Raw genomic sequence first — 15,652 nt, forward strand, 5'->3', positions numbered from 1 at the left:
CCACCGCGAATCAACCGCCAAAACTCACGCCGCACCTGCACCGGAATCCGCGGACGCCCCATCCTGCAACACCTCCGAAACACAGGGTGTTGCGTTCACCACATGAACCCGAGATGCCTGCAGGCCTGGTGAAGCACGAGAAAACATGGTTTACATGATCATTCGGAGGTGGGTGTGGGCGCGGGGATCAGGGTGCGGCGGGGGAGCCGGCGCGGGCAGCGGCATAGTGGCAGGCGACGTGCGAGCCCTGATCCAGAGTGAGCATCCCGAGATCCTTGGTGCGGCAGGCGTCGTCCACCCCGGCCTGAGCGGACAGTCCGCTGGCGAGGACCTGGCACCGCGGATGGAACCGGCACCCGTGCGGCACCTGAGTCGCGTCCGGCGGCTCGCCCGACAGGACGACGGGGTCGGCGAGGGCGGAGTTCGGCAGCACCGAGACCAGCGCCTGGGTGTAGGGATGCTGTGGCCTGGTGAGGACGTCGTCGACGGTGCCTTCCTCGACGATACGGCCGAGGTACATCACCGCGATGCGGTCGGCGATGTTCCAGGCCAGCCCGAGATCATGGGTGACGACGACGGCGGCTAGGCCGAGCTCGTCGCGCAGCCTCAGCAGCAGGGCCAGGATCTCGCCCCGCACTGAGGCGTCGAGCGAGGCCACCGGTTCGTCGGCGATGATGACCTGAGGATCGAGCACCAGGGCGCCCGCGATTACCACACGCTGGCGTTGCCCTCCGGAGAGCTCATGCGGGTAGGCGAGGAAGAACTTCTCGGCGGGACGCAGGCCGGCGCGGGAGAGGGCGTCGGCCACTCGATCGCGCTCGTTCTCGTGGATCCCATGAATCCTCAGCCCTTCGGCGACCGCCTCGTAGACGGTGTGTCTCGGATTCAGCGCGCCGGTCGGATCCTGGAGGACCAATTGTGCGGCTCGGCGGTAGGCCCTGAGCGCCCTGGTGGAGTAGCGCAGCGGCGTGCCCTGGTAGGAGACGACGCCTGACGTCGGGCGTTCCAAGCCGAGCAGCGTGCGCGCCAGCGTTGTCTTTCCGCAGCCGGACTCACCCGCCAGCGCCAGAATCTCACCTTCGCGAAGTTCGAGGTTGACGCCGTCAACGGCGCGGGCGACACGTCCGCCTGGTGCGGTGAACTGGACGGCCAGATCCCGCGCGCTCAGTATCGGCTCGGCTGTACCGTCAGTCATGCTTCTCCTCTGCGAGCATGGCGGGCTGGGCGGGTGCCATGGGCTCGACCCGCAGACAGGCCGCCTGCCAGTCCGAGCGGGCATGGCGTAGCTCCACCTGAGTGGACGCACATGTGTCCATCACCACCGGGCAGCGCGGATGGAACGAGCATCCGGTAGGTAGCGCGGCCGGGTCCGGCGGATCACCGGCGAGGCCGTGCGGGTTACGTCGTTCGGCCGGGTCGCCGACGGTGGGGAACGCGGCGGAGAGAGCTTGAGCGTAGGGGTGCCGCGCGTGGCCGAAGACCTCGTGCGAGGGTCCCTCCTCGACGAGCTTCCCCGCGTACATCACGGCGAGCCGGGCACAGGTCTCGGCCAGCACCGACAAGTCGTGGCTGATCATGATCAGCGCGATGTTCCGGTCCGCGACCAGGCCTTCGAGCAGGGCAAGCACTTGAGCCTGGATCATGACGTCCAAGGCGGTCGTCGCCTCGTCGGCGATGATCAGCTGCGGGGAGCAGGCCAGAGCCATCGCGATCATGACCCGTTGCCGCTGCCCGCCCGACAGCTCGTGCGGATAGCTCCGTGCGCGCCAAGCGGGCAGACCCACCTGAGCCATCAGCTCGATGGCTCGCTTCTCGGCGGCGTCGGTGGAGACGCCCTCGTGCAGCACGATCGGCTCGGCGACCTGCCTGGCGATGCGGTGCACCGGGTTCAGGGAGTGCATCGCGCCTTGGAACACGATGGACGCCCCGGCCCAGCGCACGGCGCGAAGCCGCCCGAAGGACATGGTGAGGATGTCCTCGCCGCCGAGCATGATGCGTCCGGACACCTCCGTGCCTGGGGGCAGCAGCCGCAGGGCCGCGGCGGCGACGGTGGACTTGCCGCATCCGGACTCGCCGGCCAGGCCGAGAGTGTCGCCGGGCTCGAGACTGAGCGAGATCCCTCGCACGGCCGGTATGACGCCGCGTGAACCACGGTAGGTGATCCTGAGATCGTCGATTTCGAGTGCGGGCATCGCTGGTCCCCCTTCACTTGCCGCCGCGCAGGCGCGGGTTGAGGACAGTTTCCATCGCGCGACCGCATAACGTGAAAGCGAGGACGACGAGCAGGATGGCGAGTCCCGGCGGGAGCATGTACCACCAGGCGCCGCTGGAGATCGCGCCAGAAAGGAACGCTCTCTGGAGGATGGTTCCCCAGGAGAACCGGCTCGGGTCGCCCAATCCGAGGAAGGACAGCGACGCCTCGGACAGGATGGCGCTGGAGACCTGCAGAGTGGCGCTTGCGAGGACCAGGGGCATCAGGTTCGGCAGGACATGGCGTGACATCTGGTGCCAGTGCCCGGCGCCGAGCGCCTTGGCCCGCTCCAGGTAGGGTCTGCCCTCGATGGCCATCGTCTGCGCCCGTACGAGGCGCGCGGTGCCCGCCCAGGACGTGAGTGCGATAGCGATGATGATGGTGGTCCGGCTGGGTCCCAGCGCCATGACGAGGGCGATCGCGAGCACCAGGCTCGGCAGCACGATGAACCAGTCGGTAAGCCGCATCAGAACCCAGGAGATCCAGCCGCCGAAATGCGCGGCTGACATGCCGATCAGGGTGCCCATGGTCACCGCGAGAACCGCGGCGACGATGCCGACCTGCAACGATACGCGAGCACCCCAGATCACCATCAGCAGGATGGAACGCCCTGTCTGGTCGGTGCCGAACCAGAACTCTGAACTGGGGGGCTCCATCCGTCCGCCGGGCGCGTTGGATGCCCGGAGTTCGGACTCGTCGGTGTAGTAGGGCGCAAGGAGCGTGATGAGCGTGATGATCAGGAGCAGGCCAAGACCGAACATCCCGCCACGCTGTGCGCGGTACATCCGCCAGAAGGATGCCATCGCGGCTCGGCGCCTGGCCCAGACTATGGCGCGGGCCGTGCGCAGTGTCCCGTCGCCGTTCATGCCTTCTGGTCGCGTTCCGCGCATGTCTTCTGGTCGCGTTCCGCTCATGCCGACCTCCGCACTCTCGGGTCGAGGAAGCGGTAGAGGATGTCGGCGAGTGTGTTGGCCAGGATCGTCGTCCCGGCGAAGAAGATGAACAGCACCTGGAGCAACGGAATATCCGGAATCTTGATTGCGTGGTAGAAGAGCAGACCGAGCCCAGGCCAGCTGAAGATCGTCTCGGTCAGCAGAGCACCGTTGAAGATCGCACCGAATTGCAATGCGATCAGGGTGACGGTGGGCAGCATGGCATTGGGTACCGCGTGGCGACGGCGGACGACGTCGTCGCGCAAGCCTTTGGCCTTGGCCACAGTGAGATAGTCGTTGCCCTTCTCCTCCATGATGGACGAGCGCATGATCAGCACATACTGGGCGTAGATGACTGCCGCCATGGTGAAGGCCGGCAGGACCAGATGGTGGGCGACGTCCAGTAGTTCTGGCAGGAAGCCGTCCGCCACACCACGCGCAGAGCGCATGCCGTTCACCGGAAACAGGCCGAGCTTCACCGAGAAGACGATGATGACGATCATGCCCAGCCAGAATGTGGGAGCCGACCACAGTGTCAGCGATATTCCGACCTGCGTCTTCTCGAACATGCTCCCTTGTTTCCAGCCTGCTCTGGCGCCGATCCAGACACCGAGACCGGCCGCGAGGATGAGCGCGGTGCCGGTCAGCAGCAAGGTGTTGGGCAGGCGCGCCCACATCAGATCGGTGACCTCTGCACCGGTAGAGACGTAGGAGGTGCCCCAGTCCATCGTGAAGACGCGTTTGACGTAATCCCAGAACTGCACACCCAGGGGATCATCCAAGCCCAGCCGGTCGCGGATCTCCTGCCGCTGCTCCGGCGTGGTCGGGGAGTCGCCCACCACCGCCCGCACCGGATCGCCGCCGATGATGCGGAAGATGAAGAAGGCACTGAACAGAACAAGGATCATCGAGACCGCGGCACCGGAGAGGCGGCCGCCGAGATAGCGCCAGAAGTCGCTTCGGGCCGTCGGGCGGCTGGTGCCGGTGGGGGTCTCGCCGGCGCCGGAGTCACCGAGAGGCGACTCCGACGCCGGCGTGGTGGGGAGGTATCCCATCGAGTTGCGAGCTCCTCTATTGCGCGAGCAAGGCCCGTGTGGGTTGTGCAGAGCTCCGGCGACGGTGGAGGGAGCCCGTGTTCGGTGCGGGCTCCCACCTGAGGAGATGGAGCACGTCGTTCTTCTGCATCACCCACGTGCTGAATGGCATCGGTGTGTCTACTCGCGCTCCTCGGCGGTGGCGCGCCGCCGCGTCACCCAGAATGCGATCCCGCCGACGACGATCAGGCCGGCGATCACCAGGCCGATGATCAGCCCGGTGTTGGAATCACCGTCGTCGCTGGCGGCAGCGGCGTCGTCGTCCGCGTCGCCGTCGGCATCGGCTCCGGCTTCGCCGTCGTCCCCGGAGGCCTCACCGGTCTGCGCGTCGGCGGGTACGGCCTGGGCATAGCCGTACGCGGCCTGCTGCCGTGCGATCGCACCGCCGGAAGACGGCAGCATGCCGAAGCCGGTCCACTCGTCGGAGTACGCCTCCATGGCGTGGTCGTAGTAGAGGATGATGTTCGGACTGTCCTCGTAGATGATCCGCTGCATCTCTTGGACGATCTCGGCGCGGGCGGCGGGGTCCGTTTCGTGCTTCTGCTCGTTCCAGAGGGCGTCGAAGTCCTCGTTGCAGTAGAAGTTGAAGGTCAGGTCCGTTGGCTCCGGCTCATCGGGCAGCCGGTCACAGGTGTGGTAGGCGAAGTCTTCGTCCGGGTCCGGGCCATAGTTCCAGCCGCCGAAGGCGATGTCGTAATTGCCGGCCGCGGTCTCCTCGTTGAGCGGAGTGCTCTCCATAGGGATCGGTTCCACCTGGATATCCAGCTCAGAGATCCAGTCGACGAGGAAGTCCTGAATGTCGGCATAGGTGGGCCGGTCGGAGTGGTACAGCAGCCGGAAGTTCAGCGGTTCGCCGCTCTCGGGGTCGATCCGGATGCCGTTGGAGTCCCGCTCGTCATAGCCGGCGTCGTCGAGAATCTGGTTGCCGATGTCGACGCTGACCTCTACTGTCTCCTCGCCCGGGTCCCAGAACATCTCCGAGAAGATCGGCGCGACGATCCCCACGCCGGGGGTGCCGTTGCCATCGAGGATGACGTCGACGAGCCGCTCCTTGTCGATCACGTGGTGGATGGCCTGGCGCACCGCGGCGTCCTGGAGCGCCGGGTGCCCGTCGCCCATCTCCGTGCCGTCCTTGGTCCGTGCCCCGGTGTTGAAGCCGATGTTCTCCCAATGACGGCTGGGCTGGATGTTGAGGGTGATGCCGTCCGCCGCCTCCAGCGCCGCGGCTTGTTCGGGGTTCAGGCCGTCGAGGAAGTCGATCTCGCCCTGCTGCAGCGCCTGGACCGCGGCCTCGCTGGTCTCGAAGCTCTGGAAGATGATCTGGTCGTAGGCGACCGGACCTGCCCAGTAGTCCGGGTTGGCGGTCAGCACCACGCGTCCGCCGGGGGTGTACTCGGTGAGGTGGAACGGGCCCGACGTGGGCTGCTCCGGCTCGCCGGTGTACTCCTCGGGGTTCTCCATCTCGCTCCACACATGCTCGGGCATGATCATGGTGTTGCTGAGATGGTTCATGATGGCGCTGGGCTCTTCGGTGGTGACGACCAGGGTCTGGTCGTCGGGCGCCTCGATGGAGGTCATCTGGTTCACCAGGCCGCCGTGCCGGCCGTTGAACACCTCGTTGGTCTGGAGAAGCTCGAAGGTGAACTTCGCGTCATCGGCTGTGACAGGCTCGCCGTCGGACCATGTGGCGTCGGGGTCGATGTGGTACGTCCAGGTGAGGCCATCCTCAGAGACCTCCCAGCTCTCCGCCAGCCCCGGCGCCGAGGTGTAGTCCTCCTGATTCCACCGGATGAGGGGGTCGTACATCAGGTTGTTGAACTCACCCTGGATGACCCATCCGGAGTCGAGCGGATTCATGTGGGGAATGTCGTTCAGGCCCACCTTGCCCACGACCAGCGCGACGTCGGACGCGTCGTCGCTCGCGTGGGCTGCCGGTGCCGCCAACGCGACCGCTGGTAGACACGCGGCCGCGGCCAATGCTGCGGTCTGGCGCCAGCGCCTTCTATTCGGTGTCATCACCATGATGCTGCGAGTACCTCGCAATCGAGTCAGGAGCACATGCTTCGGGGACGTCCGGTCAACAGGCCGGACATAGACCTGTTGACCGGTTGGTCTACCATCGCTGGGAGCCAGCGTCAATGGTCTGGACCTCTTGACGGCGCGAACTACCAGAGGGCTATACCGAATCGAGATAATGCAGGAAATCTTCCCGTTACGCTACGGCCCTAGCGAATGTTTTCCGGAAGAAGGCCGAATCTCGCGTACGACGGCGATGACGGGTGGCGTGCCAGTCGGTAATGCTGTGTGTGCCGAGCCTAGCCTCTGCGTGTCGCACGATGTTGGGCTCCTCGCCGATTCACCGTCGGCCATGGCCGACTCGCCTGGTGGCGTGCTGGGTGGCGTGGCGATCTCCCGATGGAGATTGTCAGGATCGTCTGGCAAAGTTGTACCTGGCATACCTCGCGCCGGCGTAGCCGCGAACAGTCTCGGCCACGCCCATCCCTGCATCCGCCGCGGAGGTCCTGTCCTGAACGCCTCGAACAGTGCCGCCGGCACGGAGCCACCGCTCACGTCCGCTCCCGGCCGGCTTGCCATGGTGCGCACCGTTCTCGTGCTCGGCACCCTGACCGCTCTCGGCCCCCTCACCATCGACATGTACCTGCCGGCGTTCCCGGCCATCTCCGATGATCTCGACGCCGCGGAGTCGATGGTGCAGCTCACCCTGACCGGGACGCTCATGGGCGTGGCGATCGGTCAGTTGATCATCGGCCCGATGTCGGACCGGCTCGGCCGGCGGCGCCCACTCATGGTCGCGGTGGTCGTCCACGTGGCGGCCTCGGTGCTGTGTGCGCTCGCGCCCAACATCGCCACCTTGGGCGCCTTCCGGGTTTTGCAGGGAATGGCTGCGGCGGCGGGTGCCGTGGTGTCTATGGCTGTGGTCCGGGACATGTACACCGGGCTCGCCGCGGTGCGGCTGTTGTCCCGGCTCATGCTGGTGATGGGGGTGGCCCCGATCCTGGCGCCGACGCTCGGCGGGCAGGTCCTGCGGTTCACCGACTGGCGGGGCGTGTTCTGGGTGCTGGCCCTCCTCGGGGCCGTGCTGGTCGCCGTCGTGATCTTCGGACTGCGCGAGACATTGCCCCCGGAGGGGAGGCACGGCGGCGGTGTGCGGGCCAGCATGCGCGCGTACGGACCTATCCTGCGCGACCGGACATTTGTCGGGCTCATGCTCACCGGCGGATTGATGATGGGCGCGCTGTTCGCCTATATCGCCGGCTCGTCGTTCGTCTTCCAGGGCGTCTACGGCCTCTCCGAGCAGCAGTACGCGCTCATGTTCGGAGTGAACTCGGTGGGTCTGGTGATCGCCACTCAGTTCAACCCACGCGCCGTCCAGCGCTTCGGTGCCGCCTGGGTCCTCGGGGCGGCGGTCGTGGCCAGCACTCTTGCCTGCGTCGTGCTGTTCACCTTCGCGCTCACCGGGGCGTACGGGTTTATGGGCATCGCGGTACCGCTGTTCTTCATGCTCTCGACCATCGGCTTCACGCTGCCCAACATTCCGGCGCTCGCCCTCGCGGGGCACGGCCGCTCGGCCGGAACGGCGGCGTCGCTGCTGGGTGCGATGAATTTCGCCGTCGGGGCCCTGATCGCTCCTCTCGTCGGCGCCTTCGAGACCGACTCCGCGGTCCCGATGGCCGCGGTCATGGTGGCGCTGACCGCGCTGGCCGTGGTCGTGGTGTTCATTGTCGTCCGTCCCGGGCGATTGACCAGAGCCCAGGCGGGGGTGCCGCCGGCACGGACGTCGGTCCCCGCGGCGGACCGGGCCGTGCTGCCATCCGCGGACCAGGCGGCAGCCTGAACGTCGGAGGTGGGCCAATTCCCCCTCCGATCGCGGCGCATGCCAGGGTTTGTGGTCGCTACTGAGGTCGAAATGTCCGATTTGACCGACCACAAACCCTGGCATGCGCTGAGACACAATGGGGTGGTGAATGCTCCCCGAGATGTCATCGTGCTCGGCTCCACCGGATCGATCGGCACCCAGGCCATCGACGTGGTCACGCGCAACCCGGACCGGCTGCGGGTCACGGGTCTGGCGGCGGGCGGGTCGGATCCGGATCTGCTCGCCGCGCAGGCGCTCGACCTCGGCGTCGAGGTGGTGGCGGTGGCGAAGGCCGGAGCCGCTGAGGACCTGCTGCTCGCGTTCTACGCCGAGGCGAGCAGGCGCGGCTACAGCTCCGGGGACTTCGCCGTTCCCAAGATGCTCACCGGACCGGACGCCGCCACCGAGCTGGCGGGGTACCGGTGCGACGTCGTCCTGAACGGGATCACCGGGTCGATCGGGCTCGGCCCGACGCTTGCCGCACTCGACGCGGGGCACACGCTGGCCCTGGCGAACAAGGAGTCGCTGATCGCCGGCGGGCCTCTGGTGAAAGCCGCGGCCGCGCCTGGCCAGATCGTCCCGGTCGACAGCGAGCACAGCGCGCTGGCCCAATGCTTGCGCGGGGGAGACGCCGACGAAGTGCGTCGGCTCGTCGTCACCGCCAGCGGCGGGCCGTTCCGCGGACGCACCCGGGCCGAGCTGGCCGGCGTCACCCCTGAGCAGGCGCTGGCGCACCCCACGTGGAACATGGGCCGGGTGATCACCACCAACTCGGCGACGCTGGTCAACAAGGGCCTCGAGGTCATCGAGGCGCATCTGCTGTTCGACGTGGCGTTCGAGGCCATCGAGGTGGTGGTGCACCCCCAATCAGTCGTGCACTCGATGGTGGAATTCGTGGACGGCTCCACGCTGGCGAAGGCCAGCCCTCCGGACATGCGCCTCGCCATCGGCCTGGCGCTCACCTGGCCGGAGCGGATCCCCGACATCGCCCCCGCGTGTGACTGGACCAAGGCCTCCACCTGGGAGTTCTTCCCGCTGGACAACGACGCGTTCCCGGCGGTCGAGCTCGCCCGGGAGGCGGGGAGTCGCGGAGGCGCGGCGCCCGCGGTGTACAACGCCGCCAACGAGGAATGCGTCGACGCCTTCCACGACCGCCGTCTGCCCTTCACCGGCATCGTCGACACGGTCGCGCGAGTACTCGGCGAGTACCCTGGAGGGAACGTCACACGCATCGCGGACGTTCTCGCGGCGGAGCGGTGGGCCCGCACGCGCGCCCGCGAGATCATCACGTCGGAAGAAGGACATCAGTGAGCCCCCAACCTGTTGGCCGCACAGTGAAAGCAGGGCGCTAGGTGGACGTTCTCGTCATTGTCGGGATCCTGCTGTTCCTGCTCGGCCTGATGATCTCCATCGCGCTGCACGAGATCGGCCACATGGTTCCCGCCAAGCTCTTCGGAATCAAGGTCACCCAGTACATGGTGGGCTTCGGGCGCACCGTGTGGTCGCGCCGGCGAGGTGACACGGAGTACGGCCTCAAGGCGATCCCGCTCGGCGGATTCGTCCGGATGATCGGGATGTTCCCGCCGGAACCCGGCGGAGACCCTCATCGGCTGCGCAAGGCCAGCACCGGCCCCATCCAGGCGCTCGTCGAGGACGCGCGGCGCGCCGCCAAGGAGGAGATCGAGCCCGGCGACGAAGACCGCGTCTTCTACCGCAAGGCCTGGTGGAAGAAGCTCATCGTCATGCTGGGCGGTCCCGCGATGAACGTCGTGCTGGCCCTGCTGCTGGCCGGCGGTGTCCTCATGACCTTCGGAAATCCGGAGAAACCCGTGCTGGCGCCCACGGTCAGCTCGGTCAGTGAGTGTGTCATCCCCGCGTCCGAGGGCCGGGTGGCCTGCGAGCCCGACGACGCCCCGGCGCCGGCGGCGGAGGCGGGCTTCCAACCGGGCGACGAGATCGTCATCTTCAATGACCAGCCGGTGACGTCGTGGGAGCAGGTGTCCGCCGAGATCCGCGCAGCCGGGGCTGGACCGGTGCGAATCGGCGTCGTGCGTGACGGTGAGCAGCTGACGCTCAGCCCGGACCTGATCATGGCTGAACGGCCGACCGCCGACAGCACCGTCGACGACCCCGAGTACAGCGAGGTCGGCTTCCTCGGGGTCAGCCCGATCATCGACCACTACGAGAAAGAGAACGTCGCCGGGGTGATGGCGTGGAGCGGGACGTTCATGACCCGGATGCTCGACGCCATGGCGGGGATCCCGCAGCGTATGGGCAACGTCTGGGACGCGGCTTTCGGCGGCGCGGAACGCGACCCCGAGACTCCGGTCAGCATCGTCGGGGCCGGCCGGATCGGCGGCGAGATCGTGTCCGAGCTGGCGGGCGCGGAACGCATCGTCACCTTCATCATGCTTCTGGCCACGTTCAACATGGCCATCGCCATCTTCAACCTGGTTCCGTTGCTGCCGCTGGACGGCGGGCATGCGGCGGGCGCCATCTGGGAGGGGATCAAACGCGGCTGGGCCCGGGCGACGCGAAGACCGATGCCCCGGCCCGTCGACGTGGCGAAGGGCTTGCCTATCGCGTACGGCGTGGCGTTCCTGTTGATCGGCATGGCGGTCCTGCTCATCTACGCCGACATCGTCAACCCGATCAGGCTGTTCGGGTAAGGGAGAATCGACACTATGAATGTTGCGTTGGGAATGCCTGCCATGCCGGCTCCGGTGCTGGCGGAGCGGCGCAAATCCCGCAAGATCAAGGTCGGCAAGGTCGACGTGGGCGGCGACGCGCCGGTCTCCGTCCAGTCGATGACGACCACGCCCACCACGGACATCAACGCCACTCTTCAGCAGATCGCCGAGCTGACCGCCTCCGGATGTGACATCGTCCGGGTTGCGGTGCCGAGTGCGGACGACGCCGACGCGTTACCGGCCATCGCGAAGAAGTCGCAGATCCCTGTCATCGCCGATATCCACTTCCAGCCCAAATACGTCTTCGCCGCCATCGACGCCGGCTGCGCGGCGGTCCGGGTCAACCCAGGCAACATCAAGAAGTTCGACGACAAGGTCGGCGAGATCGCCAAAGCCGCCAAGGACGCCGGCGTCTCGCTGCGGATAGGCGTCAACGCCGGCTCTCTCGACCCCCGCCTGCTGGAGAAGTACGGCAAGCCCACGGCCGAGGCACTCGTCGAGTCGGCGGTCTGGGAAGCATCCCTGTTCGAGGAGCACGACTTCCACGACTTCAAGATCTCGGTGAAGCACAACGACCCCGTGGTCATGGTGCGTGCGTACGAGCTTCTCGCCGAGCGCGGGGACTGGCCCCTGCACCTCGGGGTCACCGAGGCGGGGCCGGCGTTCCAGGGCACCATCAAGTCGTCGGTCGCCTTCGGCGCGCTGCTGTCCCGGGGCATCGGCGACACCATCCGCGTCTCCCTGTCGGCGCCTCCGGTCGAGGAGGTCAAGGTCGGCTTGCAGATCCTCCAGTCCTTAAACCTCCGGGAGCGCAAGCTGGAGATCGTCTCGTGCCCGTCGTGCGGACGTGCGCAGGTCGACGTCTACACGCTCGCGGACCGGGTGACGGCCGGCCTGGAAGGGATGGAGGTGCCGTTACGGGTCGCCGTCATGGGATGCGTCGTCAATGGACCGGGCGAGGCACGGGAAGCCGACCTCGGTGTGGCGTCCGGCAACGGCAAGGGCCAGATCTTCGTCAAGGGTGAGGTCATCAAGACCGTGCCCGAGTCGGAGATCGTCGAGACCCTCATCGAAGAGGCGATGCGCATCGCTGAGTCGATGGAGGGCGACGGCGCGGGGGAGCCGACGGTCACCGTGAGTTAAGGGCCTACGGAGCCTTCCCCGGTCGTCACTTCGCTAGTCGTCTTGTCGCCGTGGCCCGTGCCAATTCATTCGGTGGTTTCTGCCGGGGATGTGGTGCAACTTCGCGTCGATCCTGATTCACTGGAAGGACTGACGGCTGAGGAAGCGGCTTCGTCCCGGCCGTCCGGGCGCGTAAAGGAGGTCGGAGCTGTGCTCGACAGTCTGACCTCGCTGCGTGTCCTCGGGCCCAAGGACTTCCCGGCCGTGGCCGAGGTGGTCGACCGGGATCCTGACGTGGACGTGTTCCTGGGATCGCGGGTTCACTCGTCCAAGCTGGCCCCGGCCCGGCTCGGCGGCGAGTTGTGGGGATACTACGACGCCGGTGATCTGTCGTCGCTGTGCTTCGCCGGCGCCAATCTCGTGCCCGCCCGTGCCACGTCCGCGGCGGCACGCACGTTCGCCGACATGGCGCTGCGCCGGGGCCGGCGATGTTCCTCACTGGTGGGTCCTTCCGAACCGGTGCTCACCATGTGGGACATCTTGCGCCCGGAGTGGGGCCCGGCTCGGGAGGTCCGCTCGTCGCAGCCGGTGATGGTGTTGCGTGGTGAGCCGGCCGTCGCGCCCGATCCACACGTGCGCAGAGTGCTCCCGGACGAACTCGACGTGCTGCATCCCGCCGCGGTCGCGATGTTCACCGAGGAGGTGGGCATCTCGCCCAACGGCAACGACGGCGGCGCCTACTACCGGGCCAGGCTCACCGAGCTCGTGCGGGCAGGGCGTGCGTTCGCGCGGATCGAGGACGGCCACGTGGTGTTCAAAGCCGAGATCGGCGCCGTGAGCCCCAGCGCCTGCCAGGTGCAGGGCGTGTGGGTGCGCCCGGACCGCCGAGGCGAGGGGCTCTCCGTGGGCGGGATGGCCGCCGTGGTGGTGCACGCGCTGCGGGACATCGCCCCAGCGGTTTCCCTGTACGTCAACGACTACAACCACGCCGCGCTGGGCGCCTACCGCCACGTCGGCTTCAAACAGGTCAGCACGTTCGCCACCGTCATGTTGTGATCATGCGTCCGGCGCTGGTGCGCTGAGCCCATCGGCCCGCCGGCCCACCCACGGTCCTGCCGCGGCGCGCGTTAGCCTCGTGAAGCATGCAGGGTTACGAAGCCGTCGTGGTCGGTCTGGGTGCCACAGGCAGCGCCGCCGTCTACCAACTGGCGCAGGCAGGAGTCCGGGTCCTCGGGATCGATCGGCTGGCGCCGCCGCATACGTACGGATCGTCACACGGTGATACCCGGATCACTCGGCTCGCCATCGGCGAGGGTGACGTGTACGTGCCGTTCGTCCGGCGCAGTCACGAGCTGTGGCGGGAGATCGAAGTAGACAGCGGTGCCGGCTTGCTGCACCAGGTCGGTGGTGTGGTCATCAGTCCGGTCGCCGGTGGCGCCGCCATGCACGGGAGCGACGACTTCTTTAGCGCCACCGTGGACATCGCCCGGCGGCACGGCGTCGACCATGAGGTGCTCGACGCCGGACAACTGGCCGACAGGTTCCCTCAGTTCGGTGTCGGCGCGGAGCATGCCGGCTACTTCGAGCCGGACGCGGGCTTCGTGATGGCTGAGGCGGCAGTGCGTGCACAGCTGGACCTGGCGGTCAGGCATGGGGCGCAGCTCCGGCGCGACGAGCGGGTCCTCGACGTCCTTCCCTCCGGCGACGGCGTTGTGGTGCGCACCGATCGTGGCCGGTACGGCGCGGGCACGGCGGTGCTCGCCGCTGGTCCGTGGCTGCCCGAACTCATCGACCCGGACCTGGGCGGGCTGTTTACCGTGTATCGGCAAGTGGTGAACTGGTTCGCGGGCGACCTGGCCGACGGCTCGTTCGAGCCCGATCGGTGCCCGGTGTTCATCTGGCAGTTCGGGCCCGGCGAAGAGGACGTGTGCTACGGCTTCCCGGCGATCGACGGCCCCGGCGGCGGAGTCAAGGTCGGCACCGAGCACTACGGCTCGCCGGTCACACCGGACACCGTGCGCCGCGAGGTCCTGCCGTCGGAAGTGGAGCAGACCTACCACAGATGCGTGGCCGGTCGGCTGCCGGCGCTTCGCGCCGCCGCGGTGCGCAGCGTGTCGTGCCTGTACACGGTGACCCCCGACTTCGGGTTCGTGGTCGATCGGCATCCGCTTCACCACGGCGTCATCGTCGCATCACCCTGTTCGGGACACGGATTCAAGCACTCCGCCGCGGTCGGGGAATCCATCGCGCAGTTGGTCACCACGGGTACGAGCACCCTGGACCTGAGTCCCTTCGCGCTGGGCAGGCTGACGTCGCCGGCAGGCGGTTCCGGGAGCGGGGGACGCCGGTAACCGCACGCCGGACTGGTCAGGCAGACTAGTGGCGATGAATCGGGTGGGCCCCCTCGCGGGCATCGTGGCGAGCTCCGTGCTCGCCCTCGCGGCATGTGGAAGCGACGAAACGCCGGGCGGCGACTCGGCCCAGACGGCATCACCGAGCCCGTCGGCTGAGCCGGGCGGCGCGCCCACGGCGTCTCCTACGGCCGCGCCCACGGAATCGGCGAGCGATTCGCCGTCGCCGGCACCGACGCCGGAGGTGCGAGCCTTCACCCTGGCCGCGACAGGCGACGTGCTGCTGCATGAACCACTGTGGACCCAGGCGCGGCTGGACGCAGACCCGGACGGGACCTGGAACTTTTCGCCACAGTTGCGGCACGTCAGGCCCGTCATCGAGGCCGCGGATCTGGCGGTCTGTCACCTCGAGGTGCCGATCGCGCCGGTGGACGGGCCGTTCGAGGCCTATCCGACCTTCTCCGGTCCGCCGCAGATCGTGCCGGCCCTGGCCGAGACCGGGTATGACGCCTGCACGACGGCGTCGAACCACACGTTCGACCAGGGTGCCGCCGGCGTCGACCGCACGCTCGACGCGCTCGATGACGCCGGCCTCTCTCACGCGGGCTCCGCGCGGACACCGGAGGAAGCCGACGAGGTGACGATCGTCGATGTGGACACCCCGGGCGGCCCGGTGGCGGTCGCACTGATCTCGTACACGTTCGGCTTCAACGGGATTCCCTATCCCGATGGAGAGACCTGGCGAAGCAATCTCATCGAACGGGACGCCATTCTCGACGACGCCGCCGCGGCTCGCGAGAGCGGGGCCGAGGTGGTCGTCGTCTCGATGCACTGGGGCGACGAGTACGTCCACGAGCCGAACGCCCAGCAGAGCGAGCTGGCGCCTACGCTCATCGCCTCGCCGGACATCGATCTGTTGCTCGGGCACCACGCTCACGTCGTGCAGCCGGTGGAGGAGTTCGACGGGCAGTGGGTGGTCTACGGCATGGGCAACATGATGGCCAACCATGCCGAGCCGAAGGGACCGCGATCCGAGGGGTTGCTGGTGAGGTTCACGTTCAGCGAGGAGCCCGACGACGGCTCCTTCACCGTCACCGCAGCTGAGTACCTGCCGCTGTACCAGACGTACGAACCACCGGTCGAGGTGCTGGACGTGCCCGGAGCGCTGGCGGCAGGCGAGGTCGGCTCTGCCGGGCAGGACCGCCTGGAGCAGGCTCTGGACCGTACAGTCGAGATCGTGGAGAGCCGTAAGGCCGCCGACGCCGGGCTCAGCATGATCGACGCCGGCTGATTCAGGAGGCGCTGAGCACGCCGCTGATAGCCCGGTACCTGGCG

At 67.6% G+C, this 15,652-nt stretch carries 12 protein-coding genes; 7 read left to right on the top strand and 5 right to left on the bottom strand.

What is annotated here, in order from left to right; genetic code table 11:
• Nucleotides 1–187: 187 nt before the first annotated feature.
• The 5 genes from G1H11_RS24635 to G1H11_RS24655 all read right to left on the bottom strand — a co-directional run bounded on the left by G1H11_RS24635 (nt 188) and on the right by G1H11_RS24655 (nt 6,293).
• Nucleotides 188–1,195, bottom strand: coding sequence for an ABC transporter ATP-binding protein (locus G1H11_RS24635; protein ID WP_163821326.1), 1,008 nt, complete (start codon nt 1,193–1,195; stop codon nt 188–190).
• Nucleotides 1,188–2,192: an ABC transporter ATP-binding protein gene (locus G1H11_RS24640; RefSeq protein ID WP_163821327.1), complete on the bottom strand. Its 1,005-nt coding sequence runs from the start codon at nt 2,190–2,192 to the stop codon at nt 1,188–1,190. Before G1H11_RS24640 ends, G1H11_RS24635 begins: the two co-directional genes overlap by 8 nt.
• Nucleotides 2,193–2,205: 13 nt before the next feature.
• Nucleotides 2,206–3,141, bottom strand: coding sequence for an ABC transporter permease (locus tag G1H11_RS24645; RefSeq protein WP_425501278.1), 936 nt, complete (start codon nt 3,139–3,141; stop codon nt 2,206–2,208).
• A 20-nt stretch (nt 3,142–3,161) separates the two neighbouring features.
• On the bottom strand, nt 3,162–4,238 hold the full coding sequence (locus G1H11_RS24650) for an ABC transporter permease (RefSeq protein ID WP_163821328.1): 1,077 nt from the start codon (nt 4,236–4,238) through the stop codon (nt 3,162–3,164).
• Nucleotides 4,239–4,397: 159 nt separating this feature from the next.
• Nucleotides 4,398–6,293, bottom strand: a complete 1,896-nt coding sequence (locus G1H11_RS24655) for an ABC transporter substrate-binding protein (RefSeq protein ID WP_163821329.1) — start codon at nt 6,291–6,293, stop codon at nt 4,398–4,400.
• A gap of 577 nt (nt 6,294–6,870) precedes the next feature.
• Here G1H11_RS24655 and G1H11_RS24660 point away from each other — a divergent pair.
• The 7 genes from G1H11_RS24660 to G1H11_RS24690 all read left to right on the top strand — a co-directional run bounded on the left by G1H11_RS24660 (nt 6,871) and on the right by G1H11_RS24690 (nt 15,608).
• Entirely contained in the window at nt 6,871–8,133 is a 1,263-nt protein-coding gene (locus G1H11_RS24660; protein ID WP_163821358.1) for a multidrug effflux MFS transporter, read from the top strand.
• Nucleotides 8,134–8,259: 126 nt separating this feature from the next.
• Complete coding sequence (gene dxr / locus G1H11_RS24665; protein ID WP_163821330.1) at nt 8,260–9,465, top strand: 1-deoxy-D-xylulose-5-phosphate reductoisomerase; 1,206 nt, start codon at nt 8,260–8,262, stop codon at nt 9,463–9,465.
• A 41-nt stretch (nt 9,466–9,506) separates the two neighbouring features.
• Entirely contained in the window at nt 9,507–10,823 is a 1,317-nt protein-coding gene (locus G1H11_RS24670; protein ID WP_216844122.1) for a M50 family metallopeptidase, read from the top strand.
• A 15-nt stretch (nt 10,824–10,838) separates the two neighbouring features.
• Nucleotides 10,839–11,987, top strand: a complete 1,149-nt coding sequence (gene ispG / locus G1H11_RS24675; protein WP_163821331.1) for a flavodoxin-dependent (E)-4-hydroxy-3-methylbut-2-enyl-diphosphate synthase — start codon at nt 10,839–10,841, stop codon at nt 11,985–11,987.
• A gap of 189 nt (nt 11,988–12,176) precedes the next feature.
• Entirely contained in the window at nt 12,177–13,022 is an 846-nt protein-coding gene (locus tag G1H11_RS24680) for a GNAT family N-acetyltransferase (protein WP_163821332.1), read from the top strand.
• Between the two features lie 86 nt (nt 13,023–13,108).
• Nucleotides 13,109–14,317, top strand: a complete 1,209-nt coding sequence (solA, locus tag G1H11_RS24685; RefSeq protein WP_163821333.1) for an N-methyl-L-tryptophan oxidase — start codon at nt 13,109–13,111, stop codon at nt 14,315–14,317.
• A 34-nt stretch (nt 14,318–14,351) separates the two neighbouring features.
• Entirely contained in the window at nt 14,352–15,608 is a 1,257-nt protein-coding gene (locus tag G1H11_RS24690; protein ID WP_163821334.1) for a CapA family protein, read from the top strand.
• Nucleotides 15,609–15,652 lie beyond the last annotated feature (44 nt).

This window comes from Phytoactinopolyspora alkaliphila (assembly GCF_010550695.1).
GTDB classification, from domain to species: Bacteria; Actinomycetota; Actinomycetes; order Jiangellales; family Jiangellaceae; genus Phytoactinopolyspora; species Phytoactinopolyspora alkaliphila.

Coding starts and splice junctions, on each gene's coding strand:
- G1H11_RS24635 (WP_163821326.1), bottom strand. CDS start 1,195: ATGACTGACGGTACAGCCGAGCCGATACTGAGCGCGCGGGATCTGGCC.
- G1H11_RS24640 (WP_163821327.1), bottom strand. CDS start 2,192: ATGCCCGCACTCGAAATCGACGATCTCAGGATCACCTACCGTGGTTCA.
- G1H11_RS24645 (WP_425501278.1), bottom strand. CDS start 3,141: ATGCGCGGAACGCGACCAGAAGGCATGAACGGCGACGGGACACTGCGC.
- G1H11_RS24650 (WP_163821328.1), bottom strand. CDS start 4,238: ATGGGATACCTCCCCACCACGCCGGCGTCGGAGTCGCCTCTCGGTGAC.
- G1H11_RS24655 (WP_163821329.1), bottom strand. CDS start 6,293: ATGACACCGAATAGAAGGCGCTGGCGCCAGACCGCAGCATTGGCCGCG.
- G1H11_RS24660 (WP_163821358.1), top strand. CDS start 6,871: ATGGTGCGCACCGTTCTCGTGCTCGGCACCCTGACCGCTCTCGGCCCC.
- ispG (WP_163821331.1), top strand. CDS start 10,839: ATGAATGTTGCGTTGGGAATGCCTGCCATGCCGGCTCCGGTGCTGGCG.
- solA (WP_163821333.1), top strand. CDS start 13,109: ATGCAGGGTTACGAAGCCGTCGTGGTCGGTCTGGGTGCCACAGGCAGC.
- G1H11_RS24690 (WP_163821334.1), top strand. CDS start 14,352: ATGAATCGGGTGGGCCCCCTCGCGGGCATCGTGGCGAGCTCCGTGCTC.